The organism is Arthrobacter sp. ISL-95 (assembly GCF_018613695.1).
Lineage (GTDB): Bacteria > Actinomycetota > Actinomycetes > Actinomycetales > Micrococcaceae > Arthrobacter.
Map to the genome: position 1 here is coordinate 103,868 of NZ_JAGGPR010000016.1, position 26,637 is coordinate 130,504.

The window sequence follows — 26,637 nt, forward strand, 5'->3', positions numbered from 1 at the left end:
TGCTGCCGACCAAGCTGCCGACGCAACATCACGGCCAGCTTCGACGACTGGCGCAGCCGCTGCGGTTGTTGCTATGTCAACGATGCGGCGCAGATCGCGGAGCGCCTGCGCTTCGCTTGTGTGGCCAGCAAGCTCCAGCCAGGCTGGCGTGTAGGTGCGAATCAGCCAGTCAAGGGCGAGATATGACCGGCGCTCATCCTGCCCGTCGTCGCTGGTGCCGATCATGCTGGGCAACAATGGCACAAGCTGCTGACGCTTCTCCTGGTCCCAGGCGTCATTCAGGCCAATCGTCATGGCCCGAAGCACCTTGGATGCACACTGTGGCGCGTCCGTGTGGCCTTCGCCGGCCAGCCACGCTACAACCTCCATAGCGCAGTGTCCGGATTCAAAGCCGCCGTAGTGTGAGCCTTTGTCGAGTGTGATCTCAGGGAGCTTTTCAAGTCGCTCCAAAACTGCAGTGTTCAAGGTAATTCCTCTCAATGGGTTGCTACGTTGCTTTTGGGGAGTTGCTAGTGAGTCAATTGCCCTTGCCAGATTTCGCCGTCGCGGGAGGTGATTGCGACTGCAACGGGGCTGTAAGTGGAGGTGTCGAGGTCCAGCAAGACCGTGCCATCCTCGCGGCGTGTGACGTGAATCCTCACGTTGCCAATGTGCACGTGAGCGCTCGCCGGCGTCTCTGGCGTGGCTGGCCTGCTGCCGTAGACCTCGACGCTTTCAATCCACGTAGCAAGCTCTCGCTCGGCCCTAGCGGCCTCGTTGCGGCTCTTGAATGTGGGCTGCTCGTCGAATGGTCGTGGATCGCAGACGATGCGCCACTTGCCATCCGGGTAGTTGCGGCTAACGCACCCAACCGCGCCACTCTTGTAGCGCACGTTGTCCACATACCAGCCGCCATGTCTCCATGGCGAGAACTGCGGGGTCCAAGTGTCGGCGGGTGCTGCTTCAGGTGCTGCTGTGATAGTCATAACGATGCCTCCGAGTACTTGCGAACGGTTGAAGTGGACAAGCCGGCCGCGTCTGCGATCTCTTGCCAAGTTGCTTGCTCCTCGTTGCGGGCGATGTTGATCGCCCTGCCGAGTTGCGTAAGCGTGAATGTTGAATGCCGGTAGCCGCTGCGACGGAACACGAGCCCGTTGGATCGCAGGGCATCAAATGTCTTGAATGAGATAGCCATCGCTAGGCCTTGTCTTCCGCAATGATGATGGGCCGCGCTGCGTTGCAGTCAAGGCACAGCAACAATGGATTGATGAAAACGGAAGGTATGCCACAAGATTTGCAATGGCGCCGCGTTGCCGGGTGATTCTTGCCGCATGTATTGCAGTCGATGAACGGTACGCCCGTGGGCGTAGTGCGCTCTGCCTGCTGCATTTCGTTGCGCAGGTGCTCCGCGTGCAGCGTTGGGTCACAGAGCCTGCCGTCTGGATACAACCCTGTCGCTAGGCGTTCTGCAACGATGCCGTTGGCATATGCCCGCATGGCCGCTTTCTTTTCGGGCGGCATCGGCACGAATGTTGACGGCGGATAGACTCTAGGCGTCATGGATTGCTCGCTGACGTACATGACTACTCCCCCTCGTTGCATGTGGCGATGACCTCGCCAATGTCCAGCACCGAGCTGTTCGCGTATCCGTCGTAGGTCTCGCCCTCGTATTCGGCGTTCAAATGCCACCAGTCAGGGCGGCTCGCCTCGGCCGCTGACACTTGAGTGCCCGTCGGAAACACGTAGCGCCCCGCGCCCATGACGCTTGCCAACAACAGCGGCCGCCTGGTGATTGCTTGATAGAACTTCACTTCGTAGCCCCCATGCTGTTCAGGAAGGCTTCAGCATCCTTCAGTGACTCGTGAGTGCCGATGTAGCGGAACTTGATCCACTCGTCGCTAGCCTCGAAGCGGTACACAACGAAGCTGTGCTCAGGCTCGCCTTCGGACGGTTCAAAAACCGCTTCGGAGATCACATAGCCCTCGAACATCTCGAACTGGCTTCCGCGATAGATGCCGTAGTACCGGCCCTGGCCGAAATATCGCTTGTTGCCGATACCAAAGAAGTCGTTGCCCACCGCCTTCGCATGGCGCTTGAGGTCTTGCAAGGTGCTGATTCTAAAGTTGCCCACGGTCTTGCCTCTCTATTGAATGGCCGGGATGCCATGCCACACAGTGAGCGCCTACGCGCTCACCACGAAGCAAGGAACACCGGACTGACTTAGTTGACCCTGTGCTCTCGGGCGGGCTTGCCCCAGATGCTCAGCGGGTGATCCACGCCTTCCCAGTAGACTTCCTCTATGTAGTCGGTGATTTGCTTGGGCAACAAGTCGTCACTCACCTCCACGCCATGCCAAAGACGCGTCACTCCTCGCAGGCCGCGCATCCAGCGAAACTCGCGTTCAGCCTCCTGAGGGTCGACTCTCCACCCAAAACCGCCAACGCTCTCACTCGTTACAACGCTGATCTTCATGACTGCCCCTCTAGGCCTTGAATGCTGCGGTGGACTGGAATACGTGCGTCAAGCCGGGGAACTCTGCTGACGGCACCTTGTAGAAGTCGCCGGGGAACTCGGGCACCGCGCCGTCGTAGGTCTCTACATACTCGGGGACTACGGTGAGCGGAGCGGGCATGTCGGGCGCTGGCAGCGTGCTGTGTGCTTTCCAGGCATCGTGCAACAACTCGCCCATCGTCAGGCCGCGTACGCCGCTAGGCTCCGACTCCAAGTCGGTTGCAACCTCTTCGCTTGGCAGCGTCACTACAGTTGCCACCTGCTCTTGTGCGGCTACCGCAGGCGGAGTAAGGAACCAACTACCGACCAGCAACAACAAGGCGGCTATGATCACCGCGAAGGCGGTTAGGTCGCTTCTCTCTTGGCGATTCAGCTTGGTACTCATCGGAGCCTCTTTCAACAAGATTGCGGGGGAATCGATTGTCACGGTGACGGCGCGGCTTACGCCGCGAGGCGAAGGCTCTGCTTGCTGGGGTTGCATGTCTGCGGCCTTTCGTTCGTTGATTGGTTGCGCCTTAGTTCGGCGGCTATCTGCTGGCACTGCTCTGCCGGCAACGGCGGCCACTTGGCTACCGTTCTAGCGGCGTGCGCTTTGATCTGTTCAGGGGTCACGCAAGGCGCTTTCTTTGAGCGCCTAAGCGCTTAGGTGGGGGGAAAATAAGAGGCGGGCTGTATCGCTACAGCCCGCCTAGTTGAATGATTACTGTCACGCTGCCTCTTTCAACAAATGTGATCGAGGCTTGTGTTGGTATTTCATTAGTTCCTTGCTATTCAGTTGTTATTCAGTTGTGGGTAATACCAGCGGCCTAGCCGCCGTGCCACATCCCGACCAATTGAGGCCGGCTAAGCTCAAGCCTGAGACCAGGGCGAGCGAAGAATTCTGAGTTGATGGGCTACCAATTATGAAGTTGTGTTATTGGTAACCGAATACGACAGCCAACATACATTAGCCTGCATTCGATTGTCTTTGTTCACTGCCGATTCTTCGCTTTACCTAATTCTGTAGCAAGTCCGCTTTATCGCGACTATTCTCATGCCCTTGGAATCGTGTAACTCATGTGGCCTTTATCCGCTCTTCAGCGTGGGCCGGAGTCGTATCTCCGAATGAATCCGTTTATTATTTGATTATCAAGCTTCGAGTGGTCCAGGTACTTCACCTTGCGGCTTGTTTCCCTGTCCGTTGGTACTAGTCTAAGCGCCTAAGCGCTTAGTGTCAAGCTATTCAACTTGGCTGCTTTTTCTCTAGTCGAGTTTGCCTGTCGGCCTTGCCTCTAGATTCCTTGCTTGCCTTGCTGATGTAACAATCCTAAGCGCCTAAGCGCTTACTGTCAACCCCGAATGTCAGCGAGCTTTCCTAAGCGCTTACTCGCGCGTAGTCTGAGTGGCATGAATGCAGAACAGATAGCGCAGCTCATTGCTGCCACGGGTCTGAAGCAAGCAGACATAGCGCTTGCTCTGGACGTCAATGTATCAACCGTTAGGCGCTGGGCTAGCGGCGGCTCTCGTCCCTCGGACGAGCATATAGAGGAACTGAAGAAGCTAGGCGGCGCTGCACCTAAGCTGCGCCCACTGGGCCAGGCCAAGCCGGCAGCAGCAGCGCTAGCCCAGGTGCCGGCAGTCGCACTGATAGAGGAGCTTGCGAGGCGCGCAAGAGGCGGGCAACTCAAGGATGTAGTGAGCGGCTCGTTAGATTCAAGGCGCAGTCTTAGGGCGGTGGCGTTCACTGATGTTGCCGACGACTAAGCAAGCAAGGCATAGAGCCACGCATACACTGACCAATTGAAGGCCAAGCGACGTGATCAAGTTGCTTGGCCTTCTCTATGCCCTCTGACAGGTCACCAGACGCGTTGCACCCTCATCATGGCGCCCAGTACCAGGGCCGCCATGCGAGGCGCTGCAAGGTGCCATAGCTGGCTGCTCAGGGCACATTGCAGGATGGGGGTGGGGGTAGCCCCGCGAAAGTGCGTGGCTGGCTCCCCGGGCGTCACAGCGCCTGAGGTCGGCGTCAAGTTGCAGGGTCCGCGAACTGAGCGCTTCGACCTGCGATCCGGCACTCTGAGTCATGACAATCCTACGAAGCTGCGAGAGGTGGTATAGCGGGCCGCTGAGCGCTCGTCACAGCTGGCCAGGACACGCTACTGCCGCAGCGTAGTCGACGATCGCATCCTGGTCGGCGGCCGTGAGGTCCGCCGCAGCCGCTCGAGTCGCCATCTTGCTGACGGCAGCATCATCGGTCATCTTCGCCAGATCAGAACAGAATTGCTCGGCCATGGTCTTCGCCTCCTTGACGCTCACAGACGTAACCGCAGGCCCACTGGGCGCCGCCTTCGGGGCGCTGCAAGCAGCCAGGCAGCAGGCGGCCGCGAGGGATGCAGAAGCGAATCTAAGGCGGTGGTTCATGGCTAGATCGTAGCCCATATGCTCCGTTACCAAGTTGTTACCTAGCAATACTTCCGAATCTCCGAGACCGGAAAGCCACTAAGTAAGTGAGAGCGTGGGGAACCTACGGAGGGGCAGCACGTAGCTTCCAGTAATCAGCTACCTACTGCCTATTACGCAACTGGAAACACGAAGTGTTTTCCAGTTGCACGTAACAACCTAACTACTTGCTACGTAGTTAGTAGTCCTCACTGAAAACCTCTCGCACTTCGTGCTTCGGTTTTCAGGCCTGCGAGTTGACGCTAGTCCTCGCCCAGCAAGCTGCTCGACTTGTCGGAGTCGAGAGTCCACGGAGGCTTAGCGGCCTCGCGGTGGACTTTTTCTTACCTACCGACATAGGAGAATCCTTTGACTCTTTCCCTGTTTGACCCCCGCCTGCCGGAAACCTTTTGGGACAAGATAGCACTTGCGCCCGGAGGGTGCTGGCAGGCTATGAGCGGCCTAAGTGTGCATGGTTACGGCAAGATATGGCTAGATGGCGCAACTCACTATGCCCATCGCGTGGCGTATGAACTCCATCATGGAGAGATACCTCCTGGCCTGTATGTCGACCACCTCTGCCGCAACCGAGCCTGCCTCAACCCATCGCACCTTGAGGCTGTCACCAACGCAGAAAACGTCCGGCGTGGACATCAATTGCGCAATGCGGCGAGAACCCATTGCAAGCATGGCCATGAGCTGACGTCAGACAATCTTGTGCAGTCGAAGCTTCCCCAGAGGATTTGCCTCGAATGCTCGAAGAAGTGGTGGGCCGATAACCGGAAGCGCCGCCGCGAATTGAGGCGGGGCGAAGTTGCCTTAGCAGCCTAAACATCTTCGCCAGACCAGCCCTTCGGGCGTCCGGCTTTTTACCACCGGCAGTCGACTCCCTGCTCAGCACTCGCTGGACGCGTCCCTCTCACGCGAGCCCGAGCACGCAGGTTCCGAGTCCTGCCGGTGAACTCCTGCCAGCGCCACATAGGCGGCCGTAGAGCCGCGTCTATAGCCTGGCAACCCCCGTCCTGCAGGTAGCTGCAGAGCAGCGCAATGGAGCGTGCTCTCAGCCCTGCAGGCGCAGACTTCTGCATGGAGATCGCTGGTTGGTACCAGGGCAAGTTTCCTAAACGTGCAGCCGAACAGCAAGGCAGGTGATGACCACCCTCGGGGTGGTCTGAGAACTGAGCTACTGGCGATCTAAGAACGAGGCGACGCTACGCGCCTACTCCATGCAGTCGAACTCTCCCAGCTCGATTCGTCGACTGGCAGCGGCGCCCTTCGGGGCGCCTGCACTTATTGGCACGCACGGTCGGCGGCTGGCACCAATTCACCTTTATAACCATAGCCGGTAATTCCTGACTTTGGTTATAACGCATTTCAATTTGCCGGAGAGGGCGCAATTGACAACTGAACAACGGACCATTGAATTTCATCAAGCATTCTCGCACCCTGTGCGCGATACGCCGCAAACACTTTGCCGCACTGAAGCAATTCTCGCATTGAAGTTGATCGAAGAGGAATATCATGAACTGTGCGAAGCACTGTTCCCAGGTTCCACCGACCTTCTTGATTCCCCCGCTAGCAACATCGAGGACGGCCGCGCTCCTTATGAACCGAATCTGATTGAGGTGGCTGACGCCCTCGCTGACCTTGATGTGGTCATCAACGGCGCCGGCATCCGACACGGATTCGACATGCAGGCCCTGAGTCACGAGGTGTTCTCGAGTAACATGTCGAAGCTCGACGCTGACGGCAAGCCGCTGTACCGCGACGATGGCAAGATCGCGAAGAGCTCACTCTTTCGCGAGCCCGACATCGCCGGCGCGCTCGGCATCAAGGTGGCCGCGTGAGTGACCTCGCGCAGGTGCGTTCATTCATTGATGGCGCGAAGACATCGCTCGACTGGATGACCTCGCACAACGCACCCGAGCCTCGCCATGAGCCTACCGACTACGAGCGTGGCTTCCGCCATGCGCTAGATGCAGTGGGCGGCTGCTTGGACGAAATTAAAGAGGCCGAATGATCCCCCTCTGGTACCTAATTGGCGCCGGAGCATGGGCATTCCTAACCGCCTTCTGCTACGGCATGGCCCCTGACAGTCTTCGCCGTCACTTCGCACGAGCCTTCTTCGCCTTCCCGCTCTGGCCCGGCGCCCTTGGCGCCGCAATCGTTACTCTGTCGGTCAAGTTGTGGAGGTCCGCCGAGTGGGGGCGGCGCTGATCGCACCCGGCATCCTCCATCGCTTCTCGATCTCGTCCAGCGCAACTGGATTTCGCCGCTCGGTTCTCGTTCACGTCTACGCCGACAAGGCGGACGTGGTGCGATCTGCGCAGAACTACGGCATGGCCGTCGACTCTGCTGGAGCGATCACCAACAGCTTCGGCTATCGCCACCCGGCACCAGAGCACATGCGCCACATGGCCGTCATCCGGCTGGCCGAGAGCCAGCTCGACAGCAACACGCTGGCCCACGAGGTCACGCACGCCGCGCTGCACATCTACTTCGCCGACTGCTGCAAGTGGGAATCTCGCGCACGCGCACACATTGACGGCGCCAACGAGGAGCTTGCCTACTTGGTCGGCGATTTGACCGGGTCACTGCACTTCGAGCTGCGAAAGCGCGGCTACTTCATTTCGTCCGACAGCTACTAAGCAATGCCCCTTCGGGCTTTACGCCCGAGGAGGGCCACTCTTGCCATCAATCACCATTTACTCCACCGGCCCTTCCTGCCAGCCCTGCAAGGCTGTCTACCGCTGGCTGGATAAGCATGGCTTCAAGGGCGCGTACAGCATCGCCATCACGCCGGAGAATCCCGAGATCGCCGCTGAGCTGAAAGCTCAGGGCTTCCTGCAGTCGCCAGTCATTGAGATCGACGGCTTCCGCTTCGGCGGATTCAACACCAAAGAGCTGCTGCGTCTCCTTGGAGACGAGCCCAACTTCACCAAGTAAGCCGAGAGAGGGCGTCACTTGAAGCACTTCTATGACACCGAGTTCCGCGAAGATGGCTCAACCATCAATCTGATCAGCATCGGCATCGTCGCAGAAGATGGCCGCGAGTACTACGCCGTGAACTCGGACATGGACCGCGATCGGATTCGCAACGACGACTGGCTCATGAAAAACGTTTGGCCGTCACTCCCCTTGCGGGGCAGCAACCCCGGCTCACTTGACTATGGTTCCACGCTGGTCAAGCCCAAGTGGGTGATTGCCAATGAGGTGCGAGAGTTCCTGCTCGCCGAGGGCGAGCCTGAACTGTGGGCTGACTACGCAGCCTACGACCACGTCGCACTGTGTCAGCTTTGGGGCCGAATGATCGGCCTGCCCAAGGGCCTGCCCATGTTCACCAACGACTTCCAGCAGCTTGTTGGTGACAAGCCGTGGCCAGAGCCTGAGCGTCTTGGCGCAGACCACAACGCTCTCGATGACGCCTGGCACTTGCGGGCCTGCTACGCGGCCGTCAAGGCCGAGAGGGAATCGCATGCCTAAGCTCGCGCATGACATCGTCATTGACCACAAGAAGAAGCACATCAGCATTGACGGCGAGGAGTTCCCCTGGCACACGCCGCTAGAGGAGATTGAAGCCACGATTAGCCCCAGCGGTATTCACCGAATCACCATCTCGATCCTTTTCGATGGCAGCTTCCGCTCGTGGGGCGAGCCGCTGGAGCGATGAGCGGCGGCTGGGCAGGAAGCGACAGAAGGAGTCGTCTGCCTGACAACTGGCAAGAGCTGCGCAAGACCGTTAGAGACCGCTCTGGCGGCCGCTGTGAGGTCATCAAGAAGGATGGTCGTCGCTGCTGGGATCGGGCAACCGACTGCGACCATATCCAGCCGGGCGATGACCACTCATTGAGCAACCTGCGTGACATTTGCACTTGGCATCATCGCCGCAAAAGCAGCCGCGAAGGCAATGACGCCCAAGCGGCGCTACGCGCCATGCTCCGGCATCCCGTAGAGCAGCATCCAGGCGTTATCACAGGGCCACCAAGGCCACCACAAAACAAGGGCTTCTAAGGGGGACGACATGTCAGCAACTGGACCGTTGCCCAAGAGGAGCTCCGAGCGCTCTCGACAAGACCGACCGAGCGATGACCGCATACCCATGGCCAAAGGCGTCGCTCAAGGCGGCGACCCGTTTCCGGTCAAGACTCACTGGCACCCGATGGCCGTCGAGTGGTACCAGGCGCTCTCTGAGTCCGGCATCGCAGCGTTCTACGAGCGCTCCGACTGGGCTACGGCCATGATCGTCGCCGAGGAGCTCACCCATTACTTCAACACGTCAACATCCCGCCGCAGTGCGCAGATGCTGACCGCCCTCTTCTCCATGATGACCTCGCTTGGCGCGACCGAAGGCGATCGCCGCCGCATGCGCATCGAACTGGAGAAACCGAAGCCGAAGATCGCCTCTGCATCTGTTACTGCAATTGATGGCTACAAGTCGAAGCTTGGCGTGGCCAAGAAATAGAAGAGGACCGCGCACATTCCGACTGGCATCTGCATCGAGCCCGACTGTGAAAACCCAATCAACGCCAAGGGGCTTTGCCGCAAGCACTACAGCGCCGCCAATTACGCAGCAAATCGCGAGACACGCAAGGCGGCCCAGCGTGAATACTATGCAGCGAATAAGCCAGCCCTCTTAGTACAGAAAGCCGAGTACTACGTTCGCAAGGGCGATGAGATCAAGCCGAAGCGCGCCGAGTGGCGCGCGGAAAATCGCGACCACATAAACACCCTGTCGGCCGGCTACCGCAAGCGGGATCGAGAGAAGCTTCGCGTCCGACAGGCCGCGTGGCGCGAGGCCAACCCCGACTATATGCGGAGCTGGGCCATAGAGAACGCCGCCAAAATTTCGGAGAACAACTTCCGGCGCAGGCTCCGCCTTTCGGAGGCAAAAGCCGGCGTTATCATCTCCCAGCGCGACTGGGATCGGATGATCCAGCGCTCCGGCAATAAATGTGCCTACTGCGACTGCAGCCTTGACGGCTGCTTCACGATCGACCACATAGTCCCCATCTCCAAGGGTGGCCGACACTCCATCGGCAACCTCATTCCCGCCTGCCGATCCTGCAACAGCTCAAAGCGCGACCTGCTGCTGGTCGAGTGGCTTCAGCTTCGCGCCAACAGACCAGCCATGGCCGCGTGAGCGGCCAGTGATTCGCACAAGGGGTGACCAAAGATTCCCGAAATTGACCTTACGGGCATCGAGCCGTCCCTCGAAGCCGCAATAGCACACTTTCCGCCGACTGACATTGGGCCACTATGGCTCAAAGATGCGAATGGCGACTGGCTCCTCCCCGAGAGGTCTCTCGGGTGGGAGGTTATGGGCTGGTGCGCCGAGTGGCTCCAGCACCCAGATGGATCGCCGTGGATATTTACCGACGAGCAGGCACGTTTGACTCTCTGGTACTTCTCGCTGGACGAAGATGGCGAGTTCAACTACCGCCAAGCGGTTTACCAGGCCCTGAAGGGCGCTGGGAAGGACCCGTACGCAGCCGTTCTAGCGATTGTCCACCTCATCGGGCCTTGCCTCTTCTCTCATTGGGACGATGAGGGCAATCCGGTGGGCATGGACGACAAGTCCGCATGGGTTCAGATCGCTGCTGTCTCTAAGGGGCAGACGAAGAACACCATGAAGCTGGTTCCCTCGCTCCTGCCGGAGCGAACGCGCAAGGCCTTTGGCAATGTTGACGTGCAGAAGGAAGTTGTTTACGCGTACAACGGTGAGCGCTTCCTTGAGATCATCTCCAGCGCGTCCAGAACCCTTGAAGGCAATAGGCCGACGTTCCTGATCTGCGGAGAAACCCAACATTGGATTCCGAGCCAAGGCGGCGTCGACCTCTATGAGACGGCTACATACAACGTTCTGAAGACGCCCACAGGGCGCTTCATCTGCATCACTAACGCCTACGAGCCTGGCGAAGATTCAGTCGCTCAGCGCATCCGTGAGGAGCAGGAGAAGGTGTGGGCAGGAACGTCGGAAGATTCCGGCTGGCTCTACTGCAGTCGTGAGGCGCATCCGGCAAGCCCGCTCACCAAAGAGTGGGCGCCATTCATTCTTGAGCTGGTACGCGGCGACGCAATCTGGCTGAACATCAAGAACATCGTCAAGTCAATGGCAGACGGCACCTACGGTGCCAACCGCATCCGGCGAATGTTCTACAACCAGATCACCGCGTCCAGCGACTCACTGCTCGGCCCGTCCGAATGGGGCGGCGCGCTCAGCGACGAACCGAAGTACGGCACGAAGGCCGACCTGAATCCCGGTGACGAAATCACCATGGGCTTCGACGGTGGTAAGACGGATGACGCAACGGCCCTTGTAGCCATGCGACTCCGCGACAAGCTGCTTGTGCCGCTCGCCATCTGGCAAAAGCCCGACGGCGCCGCAGGCGACGGCTGGCATATCAATGAAGCTGAGGTCGACTCCGAGGTTCACCTGGCGTTTGCTACCTACAAGGTGCGTGCGTTCTACGCCGACGTCGCTCTCTGGGAAAGCTACATCGCCAACTGGTCCGAGGCCTACCGCGAAATCCTGCTCATCAAGGCAAGCCCGCAGTCTGCGACTGCGTTCGACATGCGTGGCAACCAGCAGAAGATCGCACGAGGCGTAGAAGCCTTTGTGCAAGCGGTCATTGACAAGCGCATCCGGCACAACGGCGACCGGCTCCTCAAGGTCCACGTCCTCAACGCCAAGCGCCGGCGCAACCGATTCGGCCTGACCTTCGCCAAGGAGAACGCCGAGAGCCCCCGCAAGGTTGATGCTCTGGCTGCCGCGCTCCTCGCCTTTATGGCCATGAACGACCTCATTGAGTCCGGCAAGCAACCGGCTAAGCAGTACCGCCGCACGCTCATGCAAACCTAGGAGACCCCTTGCCACAAGGCAATCTAAGCCCCGGCACCGAATTGGTGGCCGTTGATGTGGCAGAGAACTTCAAAGACCGCGTCGACGAGATGTTGGGCACGATCGCGAAAGACCGCGCCGCCCACCTCGCTAACCAGGCCTACCTCAACGGCATACATACCCTGCCAAAGATTCCCACCTTCGCTACCGCCGAGATCATCGAGCTGCGCCGCCGCGCAGTTCTGAACCTCATTGGCCTGCTGGTCAGCATTCCCGCTCAGGTCTCTTTCGTCGACGGCTTCCGCCGCGAGGGTGAACCATTCCCGAAGGAATGGAGCGCTTGGCTGCGCAACAACATGGCCGCCAAGCAGACCTCGATCTACCGGGCTGCGCTGACTTACGGCGCCGCATACGTGGCAATGGAAGACCTTGGCAAGGGCAAGCCAAAGTTCGCGCTGCTCTCCACCAAGGACACGGTCGCCTACTACACGGACCCCGTCAACGACGAGTATCCGGTGTACGCGCTGACCGTCCGGTCGAATCCCACGAAGAGCGCGCCCGGCCGCATCATCTACTACGACGCCGAGCGCATCGTCCATTTCAAGACGACCAAGGACGGCGAGCGAACAGTCCTCACGGACGTCGAACACAAGCTCGGCTACTGCCCGGTTGTTCGCTACGTCTGCAGCCTTGACGATGAAGGCACAGTGCGCGGCGTCATCGAACCGGCCGTGCCGGTTCAGGACCGCGTAAACCAGACCGCCTTCGACTTGCTCGTCACGCAGACCTTCTCCTCATTCAAGGTGCGCTACGCAGCGGGCCTCGTGGGCGAGGCAGTGCTGGACGCCGACGGTAACTTCGCGCTGGACGCCGACGGCCGGCAAATCTACAAGCCGATCCCCGTTAGCCAAGCCCGCATGCTTACGACCGATGACCCGAACGCCAAGTTCGGCACGCTCGATGAGACACCACTGGACGGCTTCATTGCTGCCCTCGAAGCGTCTATCAAGCAGTTTGCTGTCATCGGCCAACTCCCTCCTCACGCCCTCCTTGGCAACATGAGCAACCTCAGCGCCGAGACACTGGTCGCTGCCATGGCTCAGACGATGCGCTTCGCGCACGTCCTGAAGACCACGTGGGGCTCCTCGCACCAAAGCCTGATGCGCCTCACGGCCATCGACATGGAGCTTGGCGAGGAAGCTGCTACTGACTTCACCTCAGAGGTTCGCTGGCGCGACATGAGCGACAACACGCTGGGCGCCGTCGTTGACGGACTCGGCAAGGCAGCCACCATGCTCGGCATCCCGGGCCGCGCGCTCTGGGCGCGCATGCCCAATGCCACCACTCAGGAGATCAACGAGTGGGTCAAGCTGGCTGACGAGGTGCAGCACGAGCAGCAGTTCGGCGGCACCGACCCGGCAGCAGCCTCGCGTCGGCAGCAGCCACTGACGCCAGAACCGAGCGTCCCAACTCCACTCGAAGCGTTCGGGGGTAGCCAGTGACGAGCGATGACCTGCCCGAAGTTACCTACCTGAACGCCGCCATCCTTGAAGCGATGGAGGCTGACACCAGCCAGAGAGTGCCCGCGTCTCATGCAGTGAGGGCGAAGGAGTTGCGCGAGCGATTCCTTCGGCAACATGGCAACGCTTAGCGAGATAGAGGCCATCGAGGAAGCCCACCGCGCAGCACAAGCGCGGCTGGGCATCGTAGGCGCTTACCTCGCGTTGGCCGACTGGAACACAGTAAGCGCCGTAGCGGCCGCTGAGACGGCCGCAGGCTGGCTCTCCCGGTCATTGCGCATGATCGTCGGAATTAGACGCTACAGCAGGCGCATAGCCCAGTCCTACTACCAGCTGGCACGAGCCCTCGAGACCGGAAGGTCTCTGGGCATGCCAGAGTATTCTGACGATCCCGAAGATGTCACCATGAGCGGCCTGCGAAAGCAGTACCTCGACTTGCTGCTTGAGATAGCCACGCTCGACACGGAACGGCCAGGAGCCGACGTCGAGGGCGCATGGCTACACGATCGGCTAAACGAGGAAACGAAGGTCGCAGAGCATGACGCGAACCGCCGTCGACTGAGGCTCGAAGATTCTTCCCTAGACCGCTACATCCAAGCCCTGCTAGATGCAGCGGATGATAGCGATTCTAAGGTTGAGATCGACGACTTCGATTGGCTGGATGACCTCACTGAAGAGGAAGTCGAGCAGGCATTCGGCCAGCTTCTCTTGGCGAACGCTGTAGAGGTGCAGGTAGGGGCTGTAAAGGCCTTGCGAGGCAACGACGAGCTCACGCCCGACATGGTGCTCGACAAGGCCGCAGAGAGCCACCTGAGCGCAGGCTCGGCAGGCGCAGGCAAGGTGGACAAATACGGCATCAGCGCAGGACGCGATGCCATTGATGACGCCATTCGCGGCGACGGCCGAGTCGAGCTGTTCGCACGCAAGTGCGGACCTAACCCCTGCTACTGGTGCGCGATGCTCGCGTCACGCGGCTTCGTCTACACGAAGTCCAGCGCCAATCTCACGAAGCGCAGTACGACAGTCGGCGGCAGCGCCGGCAACTTCGAAGAGGGGTCCGACGGACGCCCTTTGGACGTGCGCAAATTCCACGACAACTGTCACTGCACGATCATCTCGCGATGGCAGCTGCAGTCGAAACTCCCCGCTGACAACCAGTTCTATCAAGAGAGCTGGAACAAGGTCACTGAAGGGCTTGGCGGCAAGGCTGCCATGAGCGCATGGCGCGCCTTCATGTACCGACGTCAGCGGGACCAACTGGCCGCGATCCGCGACCAAGTCAATTCACAGAACACACCATAGTCCCAGGAGGACATGTGCCTAACGGCGAGAACAACGCGGCGCCCCAGGCGGGCGCCACTGAGCAGCAACCAGAAGCAGCAGCCCCTTCCGCAGAAGCCCTTGCAGGGCTTCCTGAGGAGTTCAAGTGGCTGGCGAAAGAAGTCACCACAGCACGCGCAGAAGCGGCTCGCTACCGCACTGAGCGCAACACGCTGCGCGAGAGCCTAGAGGGCGCCGTGACAGCAGAGGACTTCGAGGCAGCTAAGGCTGATTGGGATGGCAAGGTCCGCACGCTGGTGCGCGATCAGATCATCAAGGATCACAAGCTGCCTCCTGAACTGGCTGAGCTGCTCAAGGGCGATGACGAGGCCTCCCTCGCGGAGCACGCCGCCACTCTCGCCAAGTTTGTGCCAGCAGCGCCTGCGGCTCCAGCGGAGCCTGCGCCGGCGACTGAAGCACCGACACCACCGCCCCTGCCGCCTGTCGGCGGGCTCACACCTGGAACTCCTGCAGAGGAAGCCGACCCGGCCGATTTGGTCAAGCTGGCGAAGTCGCAGAACTTCCACTAGTCCCCCAAAACAAAGGCCCTTCACCTGATGGTGAGGGGCTTCTCTATTTCTAGGAGATCGCATGGCCGTTGGTCAGCACGCAGTAGTAAAAGCAGAGAAGATCGCAGCAGCTGCTGTAGTCGCCCTCGGCGAAGAGTCCGTACTTGCCAAGACCGTTGAGCGCCGCTCGTTCGACGAGTTCAAGGGAGCGGCCGGTGACAAGATCACCTTCCGCGTTGAGGGAACCCTCCCCGTTCGCTCGTATGAATGGCGCAACGACCGCGCCGACCAGATCGTCACGGACACCTATGTCGAACAGACAGTGGACCTGACGGTCGAGCCGAACAACGACTACTCCGCAGTGGCTCTCATCGACGAAGCCCTGGAGTTTGACTTCGGCGGCGCATGGGGCAAGCTCTTCAATGCGCAGATCAAGGCAGTGACCGGTGGCCTCGAGCGCCGCGTCCGCAGCCAGGTCATCAACGCTCCCTACGAGCGCGTCATGGCGCTTGTCGCCTCCTCGGCCGCAAAGGCCGCAGCACACGCTGACGGTGAAGACCTCGTCTTCAACTTCTTCAGCGACGTGCAGGCAGAGCTGAAGGCTCTGCGCAACCCCGACACCAACGTTGTTGCCGTGGTTGGCTCCGGCTGGGCGAACCTGCTCCGCAAGGCCTCCAAGTCCACGAAGAACGAAGGCACCGGCGACGGCGCGTTCGCTTCCAATGTGATCGACACCTTCGCCGGCATCACCGCCGTCGAAGACCCGACACTGGGCAAGAACGAAGGCTACGTCTACGCAGCTTCCGCATTCCTCCTGTTCACCGCTGCACCCCGCGTGCCGCTCGGTGCAGTCAAGGGCGCCATCTCCAACGAGAACGGCTTCTCCCTCCGCTGGATTCAGGACTACGACGCATCCCGCCAGATCGACCGCTCCACGTTCAACTCGTGGATCGCTACCGGCGTCACCAAGGACAACCTTCGCCAGATCAACTCTGACGGCACCAAGGAAATCGTCGACACCGTGCAGTACTTCGTGCGCGGCATCAAGATCGTCCTCGCGGCCGACGCCACAGCCGCAACCGCTGCCGAGATCAAGCCCGGTGACGGCAATGCTCGCACCAACGGCTCCCTCGGTTCCTCGGCAACGTCCACCCTCGCCAAGGTCTACAACGACCAGCCGTTCGCTGGCACGCTGCCCGCTGGCGATCCCTTCACCATCGGCCATGACGTCGACGTAGTCGTACCGTAAGGAGCCGACAATGGCTGAGCCTCTGGGCACAGTAAACGAGGTGGCGGCTCGCGTAGGCGAGTCGATCACCGCGACGGAAGACGTCGCACTGGCGAACTCCATGCTCAAAGAGGCCTCAGCTTACGTCCGGCTCTACGGACTGCCTTGGGTAAGCCCCGAAGCCGCCCCTGACATTGCGAAAACAATCGCGGTGGCAGCGGCGGCCCGGGGTTACCAGAACCCAAGCGGCCTCAAGATGGAGCGCGGAGACGCTGTCACGCTCGACGTTGACACCGACTACCGCAAGGGCGCTGCGCTGACTGCCGGCGAGATCAAGATGATTCAGATGGCCGCCAACACACGCGGCCGCATCATCTCGGTCCCGCTGACGAACCCTGAAAGGTTCGTCGCGACGTCGGAATCATGGCGCTACCCGGGCGGAAGCCCTGAGTACCTGTTCATGGACGCGGAGCCGAGGCCATGGTGAAGAGCCGCCTGCTGGATCGCGGCCGAGAAAGCCTGATCGTGTACGTCGAAGAGACGGTGACCGATTCATTCGGCAACGTTGTGAAACGGCCTTCGGGCGACGGCGTCACGATTCGCTGCACAAGCTCCGAGGATCGCTCCTCAGACGCTGAGCTGAATGGACAGGTGTCCAACAAGGTTGTTCGCATCCTGGCCCGTCAGGTGCCCGCTGGCAGCTGGTCCCGCATCATCTATGACGGTGAAGAGTGGGACCTCGCTAGCCCTCCGCGAATGACGACCGGCGCCACCGATCGCCTCAAGCACATCGAGTTCACCATCCGATCACGGAACAAGCTGCAGGTCGATGGCTGAGTGGCTTGGCTTCAATGGCCCCCCGAAGGGGCCTGGAAGCGTCGAAGACATCGTCTCCCACCTTCCGGCAGTCAAGAGCGAATTGAAGGCTCAGGGCAGCGCCATAGCGGCGCGTGCCCGCTCTTACCTCTCACTCCATCACGACACCGGAAACGCCCGCATCACAGTCGTCGCCCCGCCTCAGACCAAGCTCGACTGGCATGTCGCTCTCTATGACGTAGGCGAGCAGGACGGCGTCCCCGATCGCACTGACAACGGCAACAAGTCGGCGATCTCCATCGAACTCGGCCATTGGCAGAAGACCAAGACCGGCCGCGTCTGGGTTGACGGCATTCACGCCCTTGGCAACGCCGTCGAGGATCGCGTCAAGAAGTACGGAAAGAGTTCATGACAATCGACATTCCCGTATTCGGGTCTACCGACCGGCTGATCCTCGCCATTCTTCGCGAGTTCTTCGCAGGTCAAGGCATTCACATCGGCACGCAGTTCACCGAGGGCATGAGCACGCCGGCCATCATCGCAGCGCGTGAGCGCCGCTCCGGCAATGGAGAGGGCAGGACGCCTGATGACCGGTTCATCGAGCCAGCGGTCATCTCGATCAACACGCTGACCTCTGGCCTTGAAGCCATGAGCGACGGCGCTGACCTGCAGGAGATGTGCCGAGTGGCGCTGCGCCAAGCGCAGCTCAAGCAGAAGGTCTACCCCGGCCTTGGCCACATTTCGAAGATCGAGAACTCAACCGCCGCTTCCCGCACCTCCGACTGGGCAACCAGTACCGGAGTCGTGCAGTACGCCACCCTCCCGAAGGGCGTCGTTCGCTTCGAGTCGGTCTTCCGACTACTCATCCGCCCGCCCGCAACGGGCAGCGTAAACAACCGCTTCAGGCCGCTCACGTAGCGGCCTTTTCTGTGGGCCCCGCCCCACAAGGAGACGTCTCACATGACTCTTGATAACACCGCCGTACTCAAGGTCGGCACCGGCCACTTCTACACGGCCCCCATCGGCACGGCGGTTCCCGCCGACCTGCGCAACCCTGGCGTTGCGTGGACCGAGATGGGCCACACTTCCATGCAGGACATTCTGGCCTCAGCTTCCGAAGGTGGCGAAGTCACCACGCTTGGCTCGCTGCAGGCGAAGACGCTGCGCCAGTCCGTAGCCTCGCGCACCGAGTCCTACAACATGAACCTCCTGCAGTTCGACAAGGACAGCCTGAAGCTCTACTACGGCGCCAACGCCGTGGTTACGGGCACCGGCCACGTGCAGGTCCCGCAGGACGCTACGCCGACTGAGGTCGCATGGCTCGTCGTGTTCTACGACGGCACCACGACTGCTGGTATCTACGCCCCCAAGGCGTCGATCTTCCGCAGTGATGACCTCGCAATCTCCGACACCGAGAACCTGGCTCAGCTGCCGCTGAAGGTCACCCCGCTGACCTACCTCAGCAACGCCTTCGCCATCGAGTTCATCCCGCCTGTCGCCGTGAAGATTCAGGCAACGGCTACCGCCTCGCGCAGCGCGCAGGTCGTCTCCGCTGTCACCGTCACCAACGCCGGCTCCGGCTACGCCTCCGTCCCCGCCGTCACCTTCACTGGCGGCTCTGGAACTGGCGCAGCTGCAACCGCCGTCCTGACCAACGGGTCTGTCACGGCGATCACCGTGACCAACGGTGGCTCCGGCTACACCGCTGACCCGACTGTCGTAATCACCGCACCGTAAGGAATCGCATTGGCTCTGAAAGACAAGGTGCCGTCCTTTGAGAAGGGCTCACCCAACCTGGGCGACCAGCTCCGCGAGCTGGCTGCTGTCGTGCTGACGCTGTGTGAGGCCGTAGAGGCCGAAGACGCGGCCAAGGCAACCGAGGCTACCAAGCCTGCTTCCAAGCCCACTACGCGGGCAGCAGCGAAGTAATAGACCCCGAGTGGGCAGGAGCGGACACCTGCCCACTCGGCACTTCCTTTGTCCGCAGCACACAGCACCACAACAAGCAGGAGTTGCAATGTCCGCAATCAAGCTTTCCGATCTGCAGAAGGGTGCAGACGAGAAGTACCCAGACTTTGAGATTGAAATCGAGGACGGCAAGGTCGTGGCTTTCCAGCCCATCCTGCGTCTCGACAAGAAGGGCCGTAAGGCCGTAGTCGCAGCACTCGACATCGCCAAGCGCTTCGGCTCCGAGGAGTCCGACGAGGACTGGACCGACGTCTATGCAGACGCCTTCAAGCTGACAGCCCGAACGCCGCAGGCGTTCACCGCAGTGAAGAAGTTCGCAGGCGAAGACCTGACGCGCTGGTCATACCTCTTTGACCAGTACCAGGAGAAGACGCACGCGGGGGAAGCCTAACCCTCGCGGTTGAGCTGGATGCTCACGGCGAAGAGATATGGCTTGATCTGAAGGAGTTCTGGAACTTCGATCTCATCGAGTTCATAGGAGGACGGTGCCACGGCACCGTCTCTCTCATCTTCGCAATGATGCGCCAGCTCCCCGAGGGTTCCCGCTACGCCGCCATCATGTCCGCCCCCATGGATGGCGACGAGGCCAAAGAAGAGCCCGAGATTGATCCAGAGATGGCTGCCGCAATTGGGCGCCGCTACTGGACGCCGGACCGCCAGCTTATTGCGATGCAAATCAACGCCATACGCGACCTGACGGTCATCTCCGGCAACTGGGAGAAGGGCAAGGAGCCCAAGTTCCCCGTCATTGGACCGCCTGAATGGCGCGGCGAGAAGCCGACCAAGAAGGCCGAGCCAGTGACCAACAGCGACGTACTGAAAGCCCTGGGGTGGAACGGAGTGAACAGCTTTGGCTGATCTCAAACTAATCGGCGCGGTCGCCGTCAAGGTCCGACCGGATGCCAAGGGCTTCCGCGAATCAACCAAGAAGCAGGTTCTCGCCGAGCTTCGAGGCCAAGAGTACGAAGTAGTCGTCGACCTCGATCTGGACGCCTCAGGCGTCCGCGAGAAGGCTAAGCGGGCCGTGCGCGACGTCAGGGACGAGGTCGACAAGACGCTCAACGTCAAGGTCGGCGTAGATCCTGACGCGCTCCGCAAGGCGTCTGCTGACATAGGTCGGATGCTCAAAGACTTCAAGGTCAGCGACGTCAAGGTCAATATGGACCAGGAGTACCTGCGACGCGCCGGCGCCAAGCTGAACGCGGCCCTATCCGCAGCTTCGGCCGCTGGCATCAACGTCGACTTCAATACCGACGATGGCCTCGAAAAGGCCAAGCGTGACATTGACGAGTTCCTCAAGAAGGAAGACGGCAAGGGCGTCAAGTTCAAGTCGGACATGACCGGATTGGAGATCGCAGCAGCTCAGCTCAAGTACGCGACCCGCGACCGCAAGGTCAACTTCTTCATAGACGTAAACAAGAAGAGCCTGATCGTCGCAGAGGGTCTCATCAAGAGCCTCGCTGGCCTCGGTGTGCTGACGTCAGTCGGACGCAACCTTGAAGACTTGATCGTCAACTTCGACAAGTTCAGCCTCAAATCAGCTGGCTGGGCAACAGCCATTGGCAACCTCGTGAACGCCGCAGCATTCCTCGGCACCTCAGCCTTCACTATCGGTGAAGGCATGGTGCAGTCGATTGGCCTGCTCGCCACAATGCCGACGGCGTTGGCCGCAGTTGCTGCCGGTGTGCTTATCAACGTAGCTGCGTTCAAAGACTTCAAGGAAGCGATCGACGGCGACGCCGAGGCGCTAGCGAAGCTACCTCCCAACGCTCGTGAAGCAGCCAAGGCGCTGCAGGGCACGTGGACCTCCATACAGAAGCCGGTTCAAAACGCCTTCTGGGAGGGCATGGGCGACTCGATACAGCGCTTCGCAGCCAATGTCATCCCCGTCCTGCGGGACGGGCTTACATCAGCAGCTGACGATGTCGGTCGCTTCAACGCTGGCATCCTCGATTCGTTCGAGGAGATTTCCAAAAACGGCGACATGCAGAAGATGTTCGGCAACCTTGAGGGATTCTTCCGCCAGGCGTCAGCCGCATCCAAGCCATTCTTCGACGCGCTCAATACCCTCGGCCTTCGCGGCTCAGACTACCTCCCCCGCTTCGGCGGCTTCCTAGCGGACATCGCCCAGGGATTCGACGACTGGATCACCAAGGCTGACGAAGCCGGCAAGATCAACGTCTGGATCGAGAAGGGTGTCCAGAGCCTCAAGGACATGGGGTCAGTGGGCAAGTCGGTAGTCGACATGTTCAAGGGCATCACCCGCGCAGTCAACGACGCGGGAGGCGGAGGCCTCCCCGAGTTCCGCGACAACATGCGGGACATTGCGAACATCATGCTCGCGGAGCCGTTCCGCAGCCGCATGGCAACCATCTTCGCCGGAGCCCGTCAGGGCGCCACGGAGTTGAATAAGGGCGTCAAGGACCTTGGCGAGACGCTGGGAAGCTCTGCTGGCTACGTCAACGAGCTCCTCAAGGGACTCGGCAAGCTGGGCGGTGGACTGCTCTCTGGCGTCGCAAAGACGCTAGGCCAGCTGCAGTTCCAGACCGGAACGCTCGAAGGCATCCGAGACATGCAGACCGCGCTCAACGACCTCGGCCCCAGCTTCGCTGGCCTCGGCCGAATCATCGGCAACATGAGCCGCGTCTCCGGCGAAATCTTCAAGGGCGTAGCGCCGGTCATCAATACCGTAGTCGACTTCCTCGACACCTCAGTAGGCAAGCTGACTGGCAACCTCGAGAAGGTTGCGGGTCCGCTGACTGGTCTCGTCAACGCGCTCGTCACAGCAGCCTCAGGGCCGCTGACGATGGTAGTCGACGTGCTCAACGCTTCGCTGGGCGCATTCAATGGACTCCCTGAGCCGATCAAGCTGGCCACGGCAGCCTTTGCCACATTCCTCGCCCTGCGAGGACCGCTAGGCAACTTCCTTGGCTCCGTGCAAACCGGCTGGGCAAAGTTCGCAGACAGCGCCCGAGTTGGCGCCAAGAGCACCGAGACCTCAACCAAGCGCATTGGTGACTTCATCTACGCTGCCGACGGAAGCGTTCGTCGGTTCGACGCCAGCCCGATGGTCAAGCAGCTTGACACGATCGGCGCCAAGGCCGCAGCAGTAGGTAAGCGAATTGGTGGCAGCCTCCTCGCATTCGCTGGCGGCCCTTGGGGCATTGCGCTGGCAACGGCGGGCGCCGCAGTCGCACTGGTCGGCGACGCGGCAGCTAAGCAGAAGGCCAAGATCGACGATCTCGTCTCGGCCCTCGATGGCCAGCAGGGCATCAACGGCGCCACTGAGCGGGTCATTGCCAGTCAGCTCCGAGCCAAGGATTCCTTCCTCTTCTGGGAGAAGGCCTCAATTGCGGACAGCGCCCAGAACATCGGCATCAGCCTGCGAGACCTTCAGAAGGCCGCCGAAGGCGTGCCAGAGTCCATTGAGGCCGTCAACGCGGCCATCAAGAAGGCTGGCGACAACAAGACTGGCCTCCAGTCAGTGGTCGACACCTTCAAGGTTCTCTCCGACGTAATCAACAAGTCGGGAACTGGCGGCAGCCTGGGTGGTGGCTTCGCGGACTTCCTCAGCAACATCTTCGGCTCTGACGCAGCAAAGACTGCGTCCGGCCTGCAGAAGATCAAGGACGACCTAATGGCCGCCCGCCTGGAGGTTGAACAGACCTCCAAGCAACTTGGCGTTCCCATCGGGACATCGGCTGGAATCATCGCGGCAATCGAAGTGCTGGCTGACAAGGCCTCCAACGCAGATGACAAGCTGCGTGCGGTCAACGACATCATCCGCCAAATGAATGGCAAGACGTCACTGGACGATGCGATCCAGACATCCAACGACGCGGCTCGCGACTTCGTGGCCAACCTTCAGCAGATCGTTGACATTGGAAATAGCGAAGGCCTTTCCCTGCCGGCCCTCTTCAAGGCCGATGGCTCGATCAACACAGTATCCAAGGCAGGCTCCGACCTTCGGACGGAGCTGATGAATATTGCCACGGCCGGCCGAGACTCAGCCCTTCAGCTCGCACTGGCGCAGAAGGACCCGCAGGTAGCGATTGACACTCTCCGCACGGAGATGCAGAAGACCCGCGACCTCATTGCCCAGCAGCTGACAATCGGCGGAGTGCCACCCGAGCAGATCGACGCGATTCTTGCTCAGCTTGATCTCGACCCGGCAAAGATCGAGATGCTCCTCAATCCCGAGTCGAAGGACAAGGCGCTTGCTGATCTGAAGGCGGCCAACGGCATAGCTCAGGCAACCGTTGCTGCGCCGGCAGTCCTCGGCCTTGATGTCGATGCCAGCTCTAAGTTCGCCCCGAAGCTTGGCCAGGCTCAGTTCGAGATTGGCCAGTTCAACAACCTCACGCCAACGCCTCAGCTTGACGCTAACTCCTCGAAGTTTGATGGAGCAATCGCTCAGGCGCAGGGCAAGGGTGCGGGCTTGAATGCCTCCAAGTACACCGCTGGCCTCGACGCTGACGCGTCGGGCTTCAACAACAAGGCCAATGATGTGGCTACCAAGGGCCGGGGCCTGGACGTCTCGACCTACACGCCATCGGTCAACGTAGCGGGCAACGCAACAAGCGTGCTCGGCAACATCATCGGCGGCCTCGAGTCGATCGGCGGCAAGGTCTTCTCGGCCACCGTCAACATCGTCAAGAACCTGCTGGGCGGCGGTGAGAGCGCAAACGGCTCCGTATATGAGGGACTCGGTCGGTGGAACAAACGCTTCCAGCCGAAGTACTTCGCAGACGGCGGCATCGAGAATCACGTTGCTCAGATCGCAAAGCCCTCCTCGGTCTACCGCGTTTGGGCGGAGCCCGAAACGGGCGGTGAAGCCTACATCCCCCTGGCAGCTTCCAAGCGTGGTCGCTCAACAGCGATCCTCGACGAGGTCGCCGGCCGCTTTGGCTACACCCTGCAAAGCAAGATGCAGCAGTTCAATAACGGCGGCGTAAGCGGCGGCCTCTCAGGCGGCCGCAGCGAGACCCACATCCATGTGGACGCAGCCCCCGGCGTGGCCTACCAGTACGCAAGGGAAGTCGCTGACGCCACCCTTACGCGCGCCCGAGACATGCAGGTCATGTACGACGTCGCGTAATTCATTCACCACTCCCAGTAAGGAATCACATGGCCTCGATCGTCTATGCCGCTCCCCCGGTTGGTGAGTTGGCTTCGGCCCGCTTGCCGCAGGGGATGCGGATGACCTGGGAGTCGTGGGACGGCGAAATCTGGGACATTGCCACCGGCGCTGAGGGCGTAGCCCTCTTGCCGGGAGTGCGAGGTCTGAATATGCCGCCAGTCAGGCGTCACACTCAGACCTCGCCGGCAGTGCATGGCAGCCGCCGCACTGGCTGGATCGCTCAAGAACGCGAAGTGTTCTGGCCGCTGCTCGTCTACAAGGAAATGGGCGAGCAGGACTGGTCCAAGCTGGACGGCGGCTTCTGGCGGTCTATGCACCCCGACCGCCCCGGCAAGTGGGCGGTCACTGACCCCGCTGGCCGCACGCGCATCCTGACCTGCGTCTTTGATAATGACGGCGGGCACACGACCGACATCCTCCCTTCCATTCGCGGCTGGGAGAAGTACGGCATCTACCTTGCAGCTGAGCAGCCCTTCTGGGTTGGCGAGTCCATCCGACGCGGCTGGACCGGCTCTGGCGGGACCAGCTTCTTCGGCTCCGGCGCCCCTAACTTCAACATCTCCACAGCCTCCAGCGCATCAACCGCCACCATCAACAACCCTGGCGACCTTGACGCTTGGCCCAAGTGGACCATCGTAGGTCCGTCCACGACTACGACCATTGGTATTCCCGGCCAGCTGATCCAAGTCCCCTTCGACATTCCGGCTGGCAAAGCGCTGGAGGTTGACACTGACCCGCAGCGTCAGACCGTAACATTCGGCGACTGGGCGCCTAACGCCCTGACGGGCTTCGGCACGATCACGAACGGCGTCAGCAAGTTCACTGACATGGGCGCCATCAACTTCGCTGCGGTTCCGGCAGGCGAAGCAGTCAAGCTCTCCATCGTCATCAACGGCAGCGGCATCGTGCTCATGGAGATCGTGCCACGCCACTTTAGGGCGTGGGGCAAGTGACGGAGCAGCCGTTCAAGATCACCGTCTACGACAAGAACTTCGCCCGCAAGGCCATCATCTCAACGCCTCTCAGCCTGAGGGCAATCCCCCGGCACAACCTCAAGGGCACTGCGACATTCGGCCTGGCACTGGACCACCCGGCGCTGGCCGACGTAATCGTCGCAGGCAGCCGCGTGGTCATCGACTACCGAGGCAAGCACGCGCTGTCCGGCCCAGTCACTGAACGCAGCATCAACGGCCCGAGCATCTCAGGCAGCGCGACATTCCTCGTGGAAGACGACTTCCGCATCTGGCACAACGTTATTGGCTGGCCAGTCCCATCGGCTGCCATCACTGCGCAGGGAGGTGCCGAGTACTACCGGCTGACCGGCCCTGCAGAGACCGTCCTAAAGACGGTCGCCCGCAAGAACTTCATTGACCGACTCGGCATGCCTGTGACGATCTCACCCGATCTTGGTCGCGGTTCTGTCATCACGCTGGAAATCCGCATGGAGCCCCTCTTCGAGAAGCTCTTCCCGGCAGTCGAGGCCGCAGGCCTCGGGGTCAGTGTCGTGCAAGGCGCCACCGGCCTCGTGGTCGACGTCTACGAAACCTCCGTCTATCCGCTGCTTCTCAGCGAAGAGAGCGGAGTCGTGCAGGACTGGTCATGGACCAACTCCGCACCAAAGGTCACAGACCTCGTCGTAGGCGGTCGCGGAGAAGGTGTTGAACGAGAGTTCCGCCGCTTCAATGACAGCGCCTCACGCGCCCTCTGGGGCGTCGTAGGCGAGACGTTCCTTGATGCCCGCGACGTTGGCACCGACCTCAACAGTTGGTACAGCCGCCGCGACTCGGCAGTGGAGTCACTGAAGAGCGCCACTGAGAACTACAACGAAGACGTCCAAGAGCTGAGGCAGCTTACGGATGCAACCACCAATGCTTACAACGCACGCGTGGCAGTCGATGGCTCGTACCCCGCAGGCTCTTCGGAGCGCATCTCAGCGCTCTCCGATTACAACTCGGCAGCCAGCCGCAAGACCTCCAAGCAGACGACTGTGGCCAACTCTCTGACGGCTGTCAATGAGAAGCAAGCGGACCTCAACGCGATCAACGCAGAGTACGCAGCCATCCGCGCCGAGTACGAATCGCTCATCGCCAAGCGGGCAGCCGAGAAGCTGACCGAAGGCGGCGAGGCTACCGGCATTCGCATGGTCCTCTCCGAGACCGACGGCTTCCGCTACGGCGACTCCGTCACGGTCGGAGACAAGGTCTCCATGAAGGTCGGACCCGGGCTGGCGCTGACCGACGTACTGCGCGAGGCAGAGCTTCGCTGGGACTTCGAGACCGGCGTGACAGCCACCCCCTCAGTCGGAGAGATCACCGACAACCCCGACCGGACTTTCGCCAAGAGACTCCGCGACTCCGTAACACGTATCCGAAAAATAGAGGTGAAGTAAC

At 60.7% G+C, this 26,637-nt stretch carries 34 protein-coding genes and 1 pseudogene; 26 read left to right on the top strand and 9 right to left on the bottom strand.

Annotated elements, in window-relative coordinates; all coding sequences use genetic code 11:
- The 8 genes and pseudogenes from J7I86_RS19120 to J7I86_RS19155 form a co-directional block, all read right to left on the bottom strand.
- Positions 1-465, bottom strand: a pseudogene (locus J7I86_RS19120) (hypothetical protein); the annotation flags it as partial.
- A 44-nt stretch (positions 466-509) separates the two neighbouring features.
- Positions 510-965, bottom strand: a complete 456-nt coding sequence (locus J7I86_RS19125) for a hypothetical protein (RefSeq protein WP_214822428.1) — start codon at positions 963-965, stop codon at positions 510-512.
- Entirely contained in the window at positions 962-1,174 is a 213-nt protein-coding gene (locus J7I86_RS19130) for a hypothetical protein (RefSeq protein ID WP_214822430.1), read from the bottom strand. The genes J7I86_RS19125 and J7I86_RS19130 overlap by 4 nt, the downstream gene beginning before the upstream one ends.
- 2 nt (positions 1,175-1,176) lie before the next feature.
- The gene (locus J7I86_RS19135; RefSeq protein WP_214822432.1) at positions 1,177-1,560 is read right to left on the bottom strand and encodes a hypothetical protein; all 384 of its coding nucleotides are present in this window, start codon (positions 1,558-1,560) and stop codon (positions 1,177-1,179) included.
- A 2-nt stretch (positions 1,561-1,562) separates the two neighbouring features.
- Positions 1,563-1,790: a hypothetical protein gene (locus tag J7I86_RS19140; RefSeq protein ID WP_214822435.1), complete on the bottom strand. Its 228-nt coding sequence runs from the start codon at positions 1,788-1,790 to the stop codon at positions 1,563-1,565.
- Entirely contained in the window at positions 1,787-2,086 is a 300-nt protein-coding gene (locus tag J7I86_RS19145) for a hypothetical protein (RefSeq protein WP_214822437.1), read from the bottom strand. The genes J7I86_RS19140 and J7I86_RS19145 overlap by 4 nt, the downstream gene beginning before the upstream one ends.
- A gap of 113 nt (positions 2,087-2,199) precedes the next feature.
- On the bottom strand, positions 2,200-2,451 hold the full coding sequence (locus J7I86_RS19150; protein WP_214822439.1) for a hypothetical protein: 252 nt from the start codon (positions 2,449-2,451) through the stop codon (positions 2,200-2,202).
- A gap of 10 nt (positions 2,452-2,461) precedes the next feature.
- On the bottom strand, positions 2,462-2,875 hold the full coding sequence (locus tag J7I86_RS19155; RefSeq protein WP_214822441.1) for a hypothetical protein: 414 nt from the start codon (positions 2,873-2,875) through the stop codon (positions 2,462-2,464).
- A 1,001-nt stretch (positions 2,876-3,876) separates the two neighbouring features.
- Here J7I86_RS19155 and J7I86_RS19160 point away from each other — a divergent pair.
- Complete coding sequence (locus J7I86_RS19160; RefSeq protein WP_214822453.1) at positions 3,877-4,233, top strand: DNA-binding transcriptional regulator; 357 nt, start codon at positions 3,877-3,879, stop codon at positions 4,231-4,233.
- 372 nt (positions 4,234-4,605) lie between these two features.
- Here the strand turns inward: J7I86_RS19160 and J7I86_RS19165 are convergent, their stop codons facing one another.
- Positions 4,606-4,761 carry a hypothetical protein gene (locus J7I86_RS19165; RefSeq protein ID WP_214822454.1) on the bottom strand — a complete coding sequence of 52 codons (156 nt, stop codon included), beginning with the start codon at positions 4,759-4,761 and terminating at the stop codon, positions 4,606-4,608.
- Between the two features lie 600 nt (positions 4,762-5,361).
- On the opposite strand from J7I86_RS19165, the gene J7I86_RS23345 reads away from it, so the two are divergent.
- The 25 genes from J7I86_RS23345 (at position 5,362) to J7I86_RS19290 (ending at position 26,636) form a co-directional block, all read left to right on the top strand.
- Positions 5,362-5,739, top strand: coding sequence for an HNH endonuclease signature motif containing protein (locus tag J7I86_RS23345; RefSeq protein ID WP_396019923.1), 378 nt, complete (start codon positions 5,362-5,364; stop codon positions 5,737-5,739).
- 566 nt (positions 5,740-6,305) lie between these two features.
- Entirely contained in the window at positions 6,306-6,755 is a 450-nt protein-coding gene (locus J7I86_RS19175) for a nucleoside triphosphate pyrophosphohydrolase family protein (protein ID WP_214822457.1), read from the top strand.
- Positions 6,752-6,928, top strand: a complete 177-nt coding sequence (locus J7I86_RS19180; protein ID WP_214822458.1) for a hypothetical protein — start codon at positions 6,752-6,754, stop codon at positions 6,926-6,928. Before J7I86_RS19175 ends, J7I86_RS19180 begins: the two co-directional genes overlap by 4 nt.
- Positions 6,929-7,109: 181 nt before the next feature.
- Complete coding sequence (locus tag J7I86_RS19185; protein WP_214822459.1) at positions 7,110-7,556, top strand: SprT-like domain-containing protein; 447 nt, start codon at positions 7,110-7,112, stop codon at positions 7,554-7,556.
- A gap of 40 nt (positions 7,557-7,596) precedes the next feature.
- Complete coding sequence (locus J7I86_RS19190) at positions 7,597-7,854, top strand: glutaredoxin domain-containing protein (protein WP_214822462.1); 258 nt, start codon at positions 7,597-7,599, stop codon at positions 7,852-7,854.
- 18 nt (positions 7,855-7,872) lie between these two features.
- Positions 7,873-8,391 (top strand): 3'-5' exoribonuclease domain-containing protein, encoded by a 519-nt coding sequence (locus J7I86_RS19195; RefSeq protein WP_214822464.1) that lies wholly within the window; start codon positions 7,873-7,875, stop codon positions 8,389-8,391.
- On the top strand, positions 8,384-8,578 hold the full coding sequence (locus tag J7I86_RS19200; protein ID WP_214822465.1) for a hypothetical protein: 195 nt from the start codon (positions 8,384-8,386) through the stop codon (positions 8,576-8,578). The genes J7I86_RS19195 and J7I86_RS19200 overlap by 8 nt, the downstream gene beginning before the upstream one ends.
- A 351-nt stretch (positions 8,579-8,929) precedes the next feature.
- Positions 8,930-9,370, top strand: coding sequence for a hypothetical protein (locus J7I86_RS19205; RefSeq protein WP_214822466.1), 441 nt, complete (start codon positions 8,930-8,932; stop codon positions 9,368-9,370).
- Between the two features lie 348 nt (positions 9,371-9,718).
- Positions 9,719-10,048 carry an HNH endonuclease gene (locus J7I86_RS19210; RefSeq protein WP_214822467.1) on the top strand — a complete coding sequence of 110 codons (330 nt, stop codon included), beginning with the start codon at positions 9,719-9,721 and terminating at the stop codon, positions 10,046-10,048.
- 177 nt (positions 10,049-10,225) lie between these two features.
- Positions 10,226-11,767: a terminase TerL endonuclease subunit gene (locus tag J7I86_RS19215; RefSeq protein WP_214822468.1), complete on the top strand. Its 1,542-nt coding sequence runs from the start codon at positions 10,226-10,228 to the stop codon at positions 11,765-11,767.
- An 8-nt stretch (positions 11,768-11,775) separates the two neighbouring features.
- Complete coding sequence (locus J7I86_RS19220) at positions 11,776-13,248, top strand: phage portal protein (RefSeq protein WP_214822469.1); 1,473 nt, start codon at positions 11,776-11,778, stop codon at positions 13,246-13,248.
- Positions 13,249-13,383: 135 nt separating this feature from the next.
- Entirely contained in the window at positions 13,384-14,568 is a 1,185-nt protein-coding gene (locus tag J7I86_RS19225) for a hypothetical protein (RefSeq protein WP_214822470.1), read from the top strand.
- Positions 14,569-14,582: 14 nt separating this feature from the next.
- The gene (locus J7I86_RS19230) at positions 14,583-15,116 is read left to right on the top strand and encodes a hypothetical protein (protein ID WP_214822471.1); all 534 of its coding nucleotides are present in this window, start codon (positions 14,583-14,585) and stop codon (positions 15,114-15,116) included.
- A gap of 61 nt (positions 15,117-15,177) precedes the next feature.
- Positions 15,178-16,344: a hypothetical protein gene (locus J7I86_RS19235; protein ID WP_214822472.1), complete on the top strand. Its 1,167-nt coding sequence runs from the start codon at positions 15,178-15,180 to the stop codon at positions 16,342-16,344.
- Positions 16,345-16,354: 10 nt separating this feature from the next.
- Positions 16,355-16,810, top strand: coding sequence for a hypothetical protein (locus J7I86_RS19240; protein ID WP_214822473.1), 456 nt, complete (start codon positions 16,355-16,357; stop codon positions 16,808-16,810).
- Positions 16,804-17,160: a hypothetical protein gene (locus tag J7I86_RS19245; protein ID WP_214822474.1), complete on the top strand. Its 357-nt coding sequence runs from the start codon at positions 16,804-16,806 to the stop codon at positions 17,158-17,160. The genes J7I86_RS19240 and J7I86_RS19245 overlap by 7 nt, the downstream gene beginning before the upstream one ends.
- Positions 17,153-17,551: a DUF5403 family protein gene (locus J7I86_RS19250; RefSeq protein ID WP_214822475.1), complete on the top strand. Its 399-nt coding sequence runs from the start codon at positions 17,153-17,155 to the stop codon at positions 17,549-17,551. The genes J7I86_RS19245 and J7I86_RS19250 overlap by 8 nt, the downstream gene beginning before the upstream one ends.
- Entirely contained in the window at positions 17,548-18,057 is a 510-nt protein-coding gene (locus J7I86_RS19255; protein ID WP_214822476.1) for a hypothetical protein, read from the top strand. The genes J7I86_RS19250 and J7I86_RS19255 overlap by 4 nt, the downstream gene beginning before the upstream one ends.
- 42 nt (positions 18,058-18,099) lie before the next feature.
- Entirely contained in the window at positions 18,100-18,876 is a 777-nt protein-coding gene (locus tag J7I86_RS19260; protein ID WP_214822477.1) for a hypothetical protein, read from the top strand.
- Positions 18,877-18,885: 9 nt separating this feature from the next.
- Entirely contained in the window at positions 18,886-19,068 is a 183-nt protein-coding gene (locus J7I86_RS19265) for a hypothetical protein (RefSeq protein ID WP_214822478.1), read from the top strand.
- A gap of 88 nt (positions 19,069-19,156) precedes the next feature.
- Positions 19,157-19,498 carry a phage tail assembly protein gene (locus tag J7I86_RS19270; protein ID WP_214822479.1) on the top strand — a complete coding sequence of 114 codons (342 nt, stop codon included), beginning with the start codon at positions 19,157-19,159 and terminating at the stop codon, positions 19,496-19,498.
- 125 nt (positions 19,499-19,623) lie between these two features.
- Positions 19,624-19,965, top strand: a complete 342-nt coding sequence (locus J7I86_RS19275) for a hypothetical protein (protein ID WP_214822480.1) — start codon at positions 19,624-19,626, stop codon at positions 19,963-19,965.
- Positions 19,958-24,205, top strand: a complete 4,248-nt coding sequence (locus tag J7I86_RS19280; RefSeq protein WP_214822481.1) for a hypothetical protein — start codon at positions 19,958-19,960, stop codon at positions 24,203-24,205. Before J7I86_RS19275 ends, J7I86_RS19280 begins: the two co-directional genes overlap by 8 nt.
- Positions 24,206-24,234: 29 nt before the next feature.
- A complete protein-coding gene (locus J7I86_RS19285; RefSeq protein ID WP_214822482.1) occupies positions 24,235-25,200 on the top strand; it encodes a phage tail family protein in 966 nt (321 codons plus the stop codon).
- Complete coding sequence (locus J7I86_RS19290; RefSeq protein ID WP_214822483.1) at positions 25,197-26,636, top strand: siphovirus ReqiPepy6 Gp37-like family protein; 1,440 nt, start codon at positions 25,197-25,199, stop codon at positions 26,634-26,636. The genes J7I86_RS19285 and J7I86_RS19290 overlap by 4 nt, the downstream gene beginning before the upstream one ends.
- The last annotated feature ends 1 nt before the right edge of the window (position 26,637 follow it).

Coding starts and splice junctions, on each gene's coding strand:
- J7I86_RS19125 (WP_214822428.1), bottom strand. CDS start 965: ATGACTATCACAGCAGCACCTGAAGCAGCACCCGCCGACACTTGGACC.
- J7I86_RS19130 (WP_214822430.1), bottom strand. CDS start 1,174: ATGGCTATCTCATTCAAGACATTTGATGCCCTGCGATCCAACGGGCTC.
- J7I86_RS19135 (WP_214822432.1), bottom strand. CDS start 1,560: ATGTACGTCAGCGAGCAATCCATGACGCCTAGAGTCTATCCGCCGTCA.
- J7I86_RS19150 (WP_214822439.1), bottom strand. CDS start 2,451: ATGAAGATCAGCGTTGTAACGAGTGAGAGCGTTGGCGGTTTTGGGTGG.
- J7I86_RS19155 (WP_214822441.1), bottom strand. CDS start 2,875: ATGAGTACCAAGCTGAATCGCCAAGAGAGAAGCGACCTAACCGCCTTC.
- J7I86_RS19160 (WP_214822453.1), top strand. CDS start 3,877: ATGAATGCAGAACAGATAGCGCAGCTCATTGCTGCCACGGGTCTGAAG.
- J7I86_RS19165 (WP_214822454.1), bottom strand. CDS start 4,761: ATGGCCGAGCAATTCTGTTCTGATCTGGCGAAGATGACCGATGATGCT.
- J7I86_RS23345 (WP_396019923.1), top strand. CDS start 5,362: ATGAGCGGCCTAAGTGTGCATGGTTACGGCAAGATATGGCTAGATGGC.
- J7I86_RS19200 (WP_214822465.1), top strand. CDS start 8,384: ATGCCTAAGCTCGCGCATGACATCGTCATTGACCACAAGAAGAAGCAC.
- J7I86_RS19205 (WP_214822466.1), top strand. CDS start 8,930: ATGTCAGCAACTGGACCGTTGCCCAAGAGGAGCTCCGAGCGCTCTCGA.
- J7I86_RS19210 (WP_214822467.1), top strand. CDS start 9,719: ATGCGGAGCTGGGCCATAGAGAACGCCGCCAAAATTTCGGAGAACAAC.
- J7I86_RS19215 (WP_214822468.1), top strand. CDS start 10,226: ATGGGCTGGTGCGCCGAGTGGCTCCAGCACCCAGATGGATCGCCGTGG.
- J7I86_RS19225 (WP_214822470.1), top strand. CDS start 13,384: ATGGCAACGCTTAGCGAGATAGAGGCCATCGAGGAAGCCCACCGCGCA.
- J7I86_RS19235 (WP_214822472.1), top strand. CDS start 15,178: ATGGCCGTTGGTCAGCACGCAGTAGTAAAAGCAGAGAAGATCGCAGCA.
- J7I86_RS19240 (WP_214822473.1), top strand. CDS start 16,355: ATGGCTGAGCCTCTGGGCACAGTAAACGAGGTGGCGGCTCGCGTAGGC.
- J7I86_RS19245 (WP_214822474.1), top strand. CDS start 16,804: ATGGTGAAGAGCCGCCTGCTGGATCGCGGCCGAGAAAGCCTGATCGTG.
- J7I86_RS19250 (WP_214822475.1), top strand. CDS start 17,153: ATGGCTGAGTGGCTTGGCTTCAATGGCCCCCCGAAGGGGCCTGGAAGC.
- J7I86_RS19255 (WP_214822476.1), top strand. CDS start 17,548: ATGACAATCGACATTCCCGTATTCGGGTCTACCGACCGGCTGATCCTC.
- J7I86_RS19260 (WP_214822477.1), top strand. CDS start 18,100: ATGACTCTTGATAACACCGCCGTACTCAAGGTCGGCACCGGCCACTTC.
- J7I86_RS19270 (WP_214822479.1), top strand. CDS start 19,157: ATGTCCGCAATCAAGCTTTCCGATCTGCAGAAGGGTGCAGACGAGAAG.
- J7I86_RS19275 (WP_214822480.1), top strand. CDS start 19,624: ATGATGCGCCAGCTCCCCGAGGGTTCCCGCTACGCCGCCATCATGTCC.
- J7I86_RS19285 (WP_214822482.1), top strand. CDS start 24,235: ATGGCCTCGATCGTCTATGCCGCTCCCCCGGTTGGTGAGTTGGCTTCG.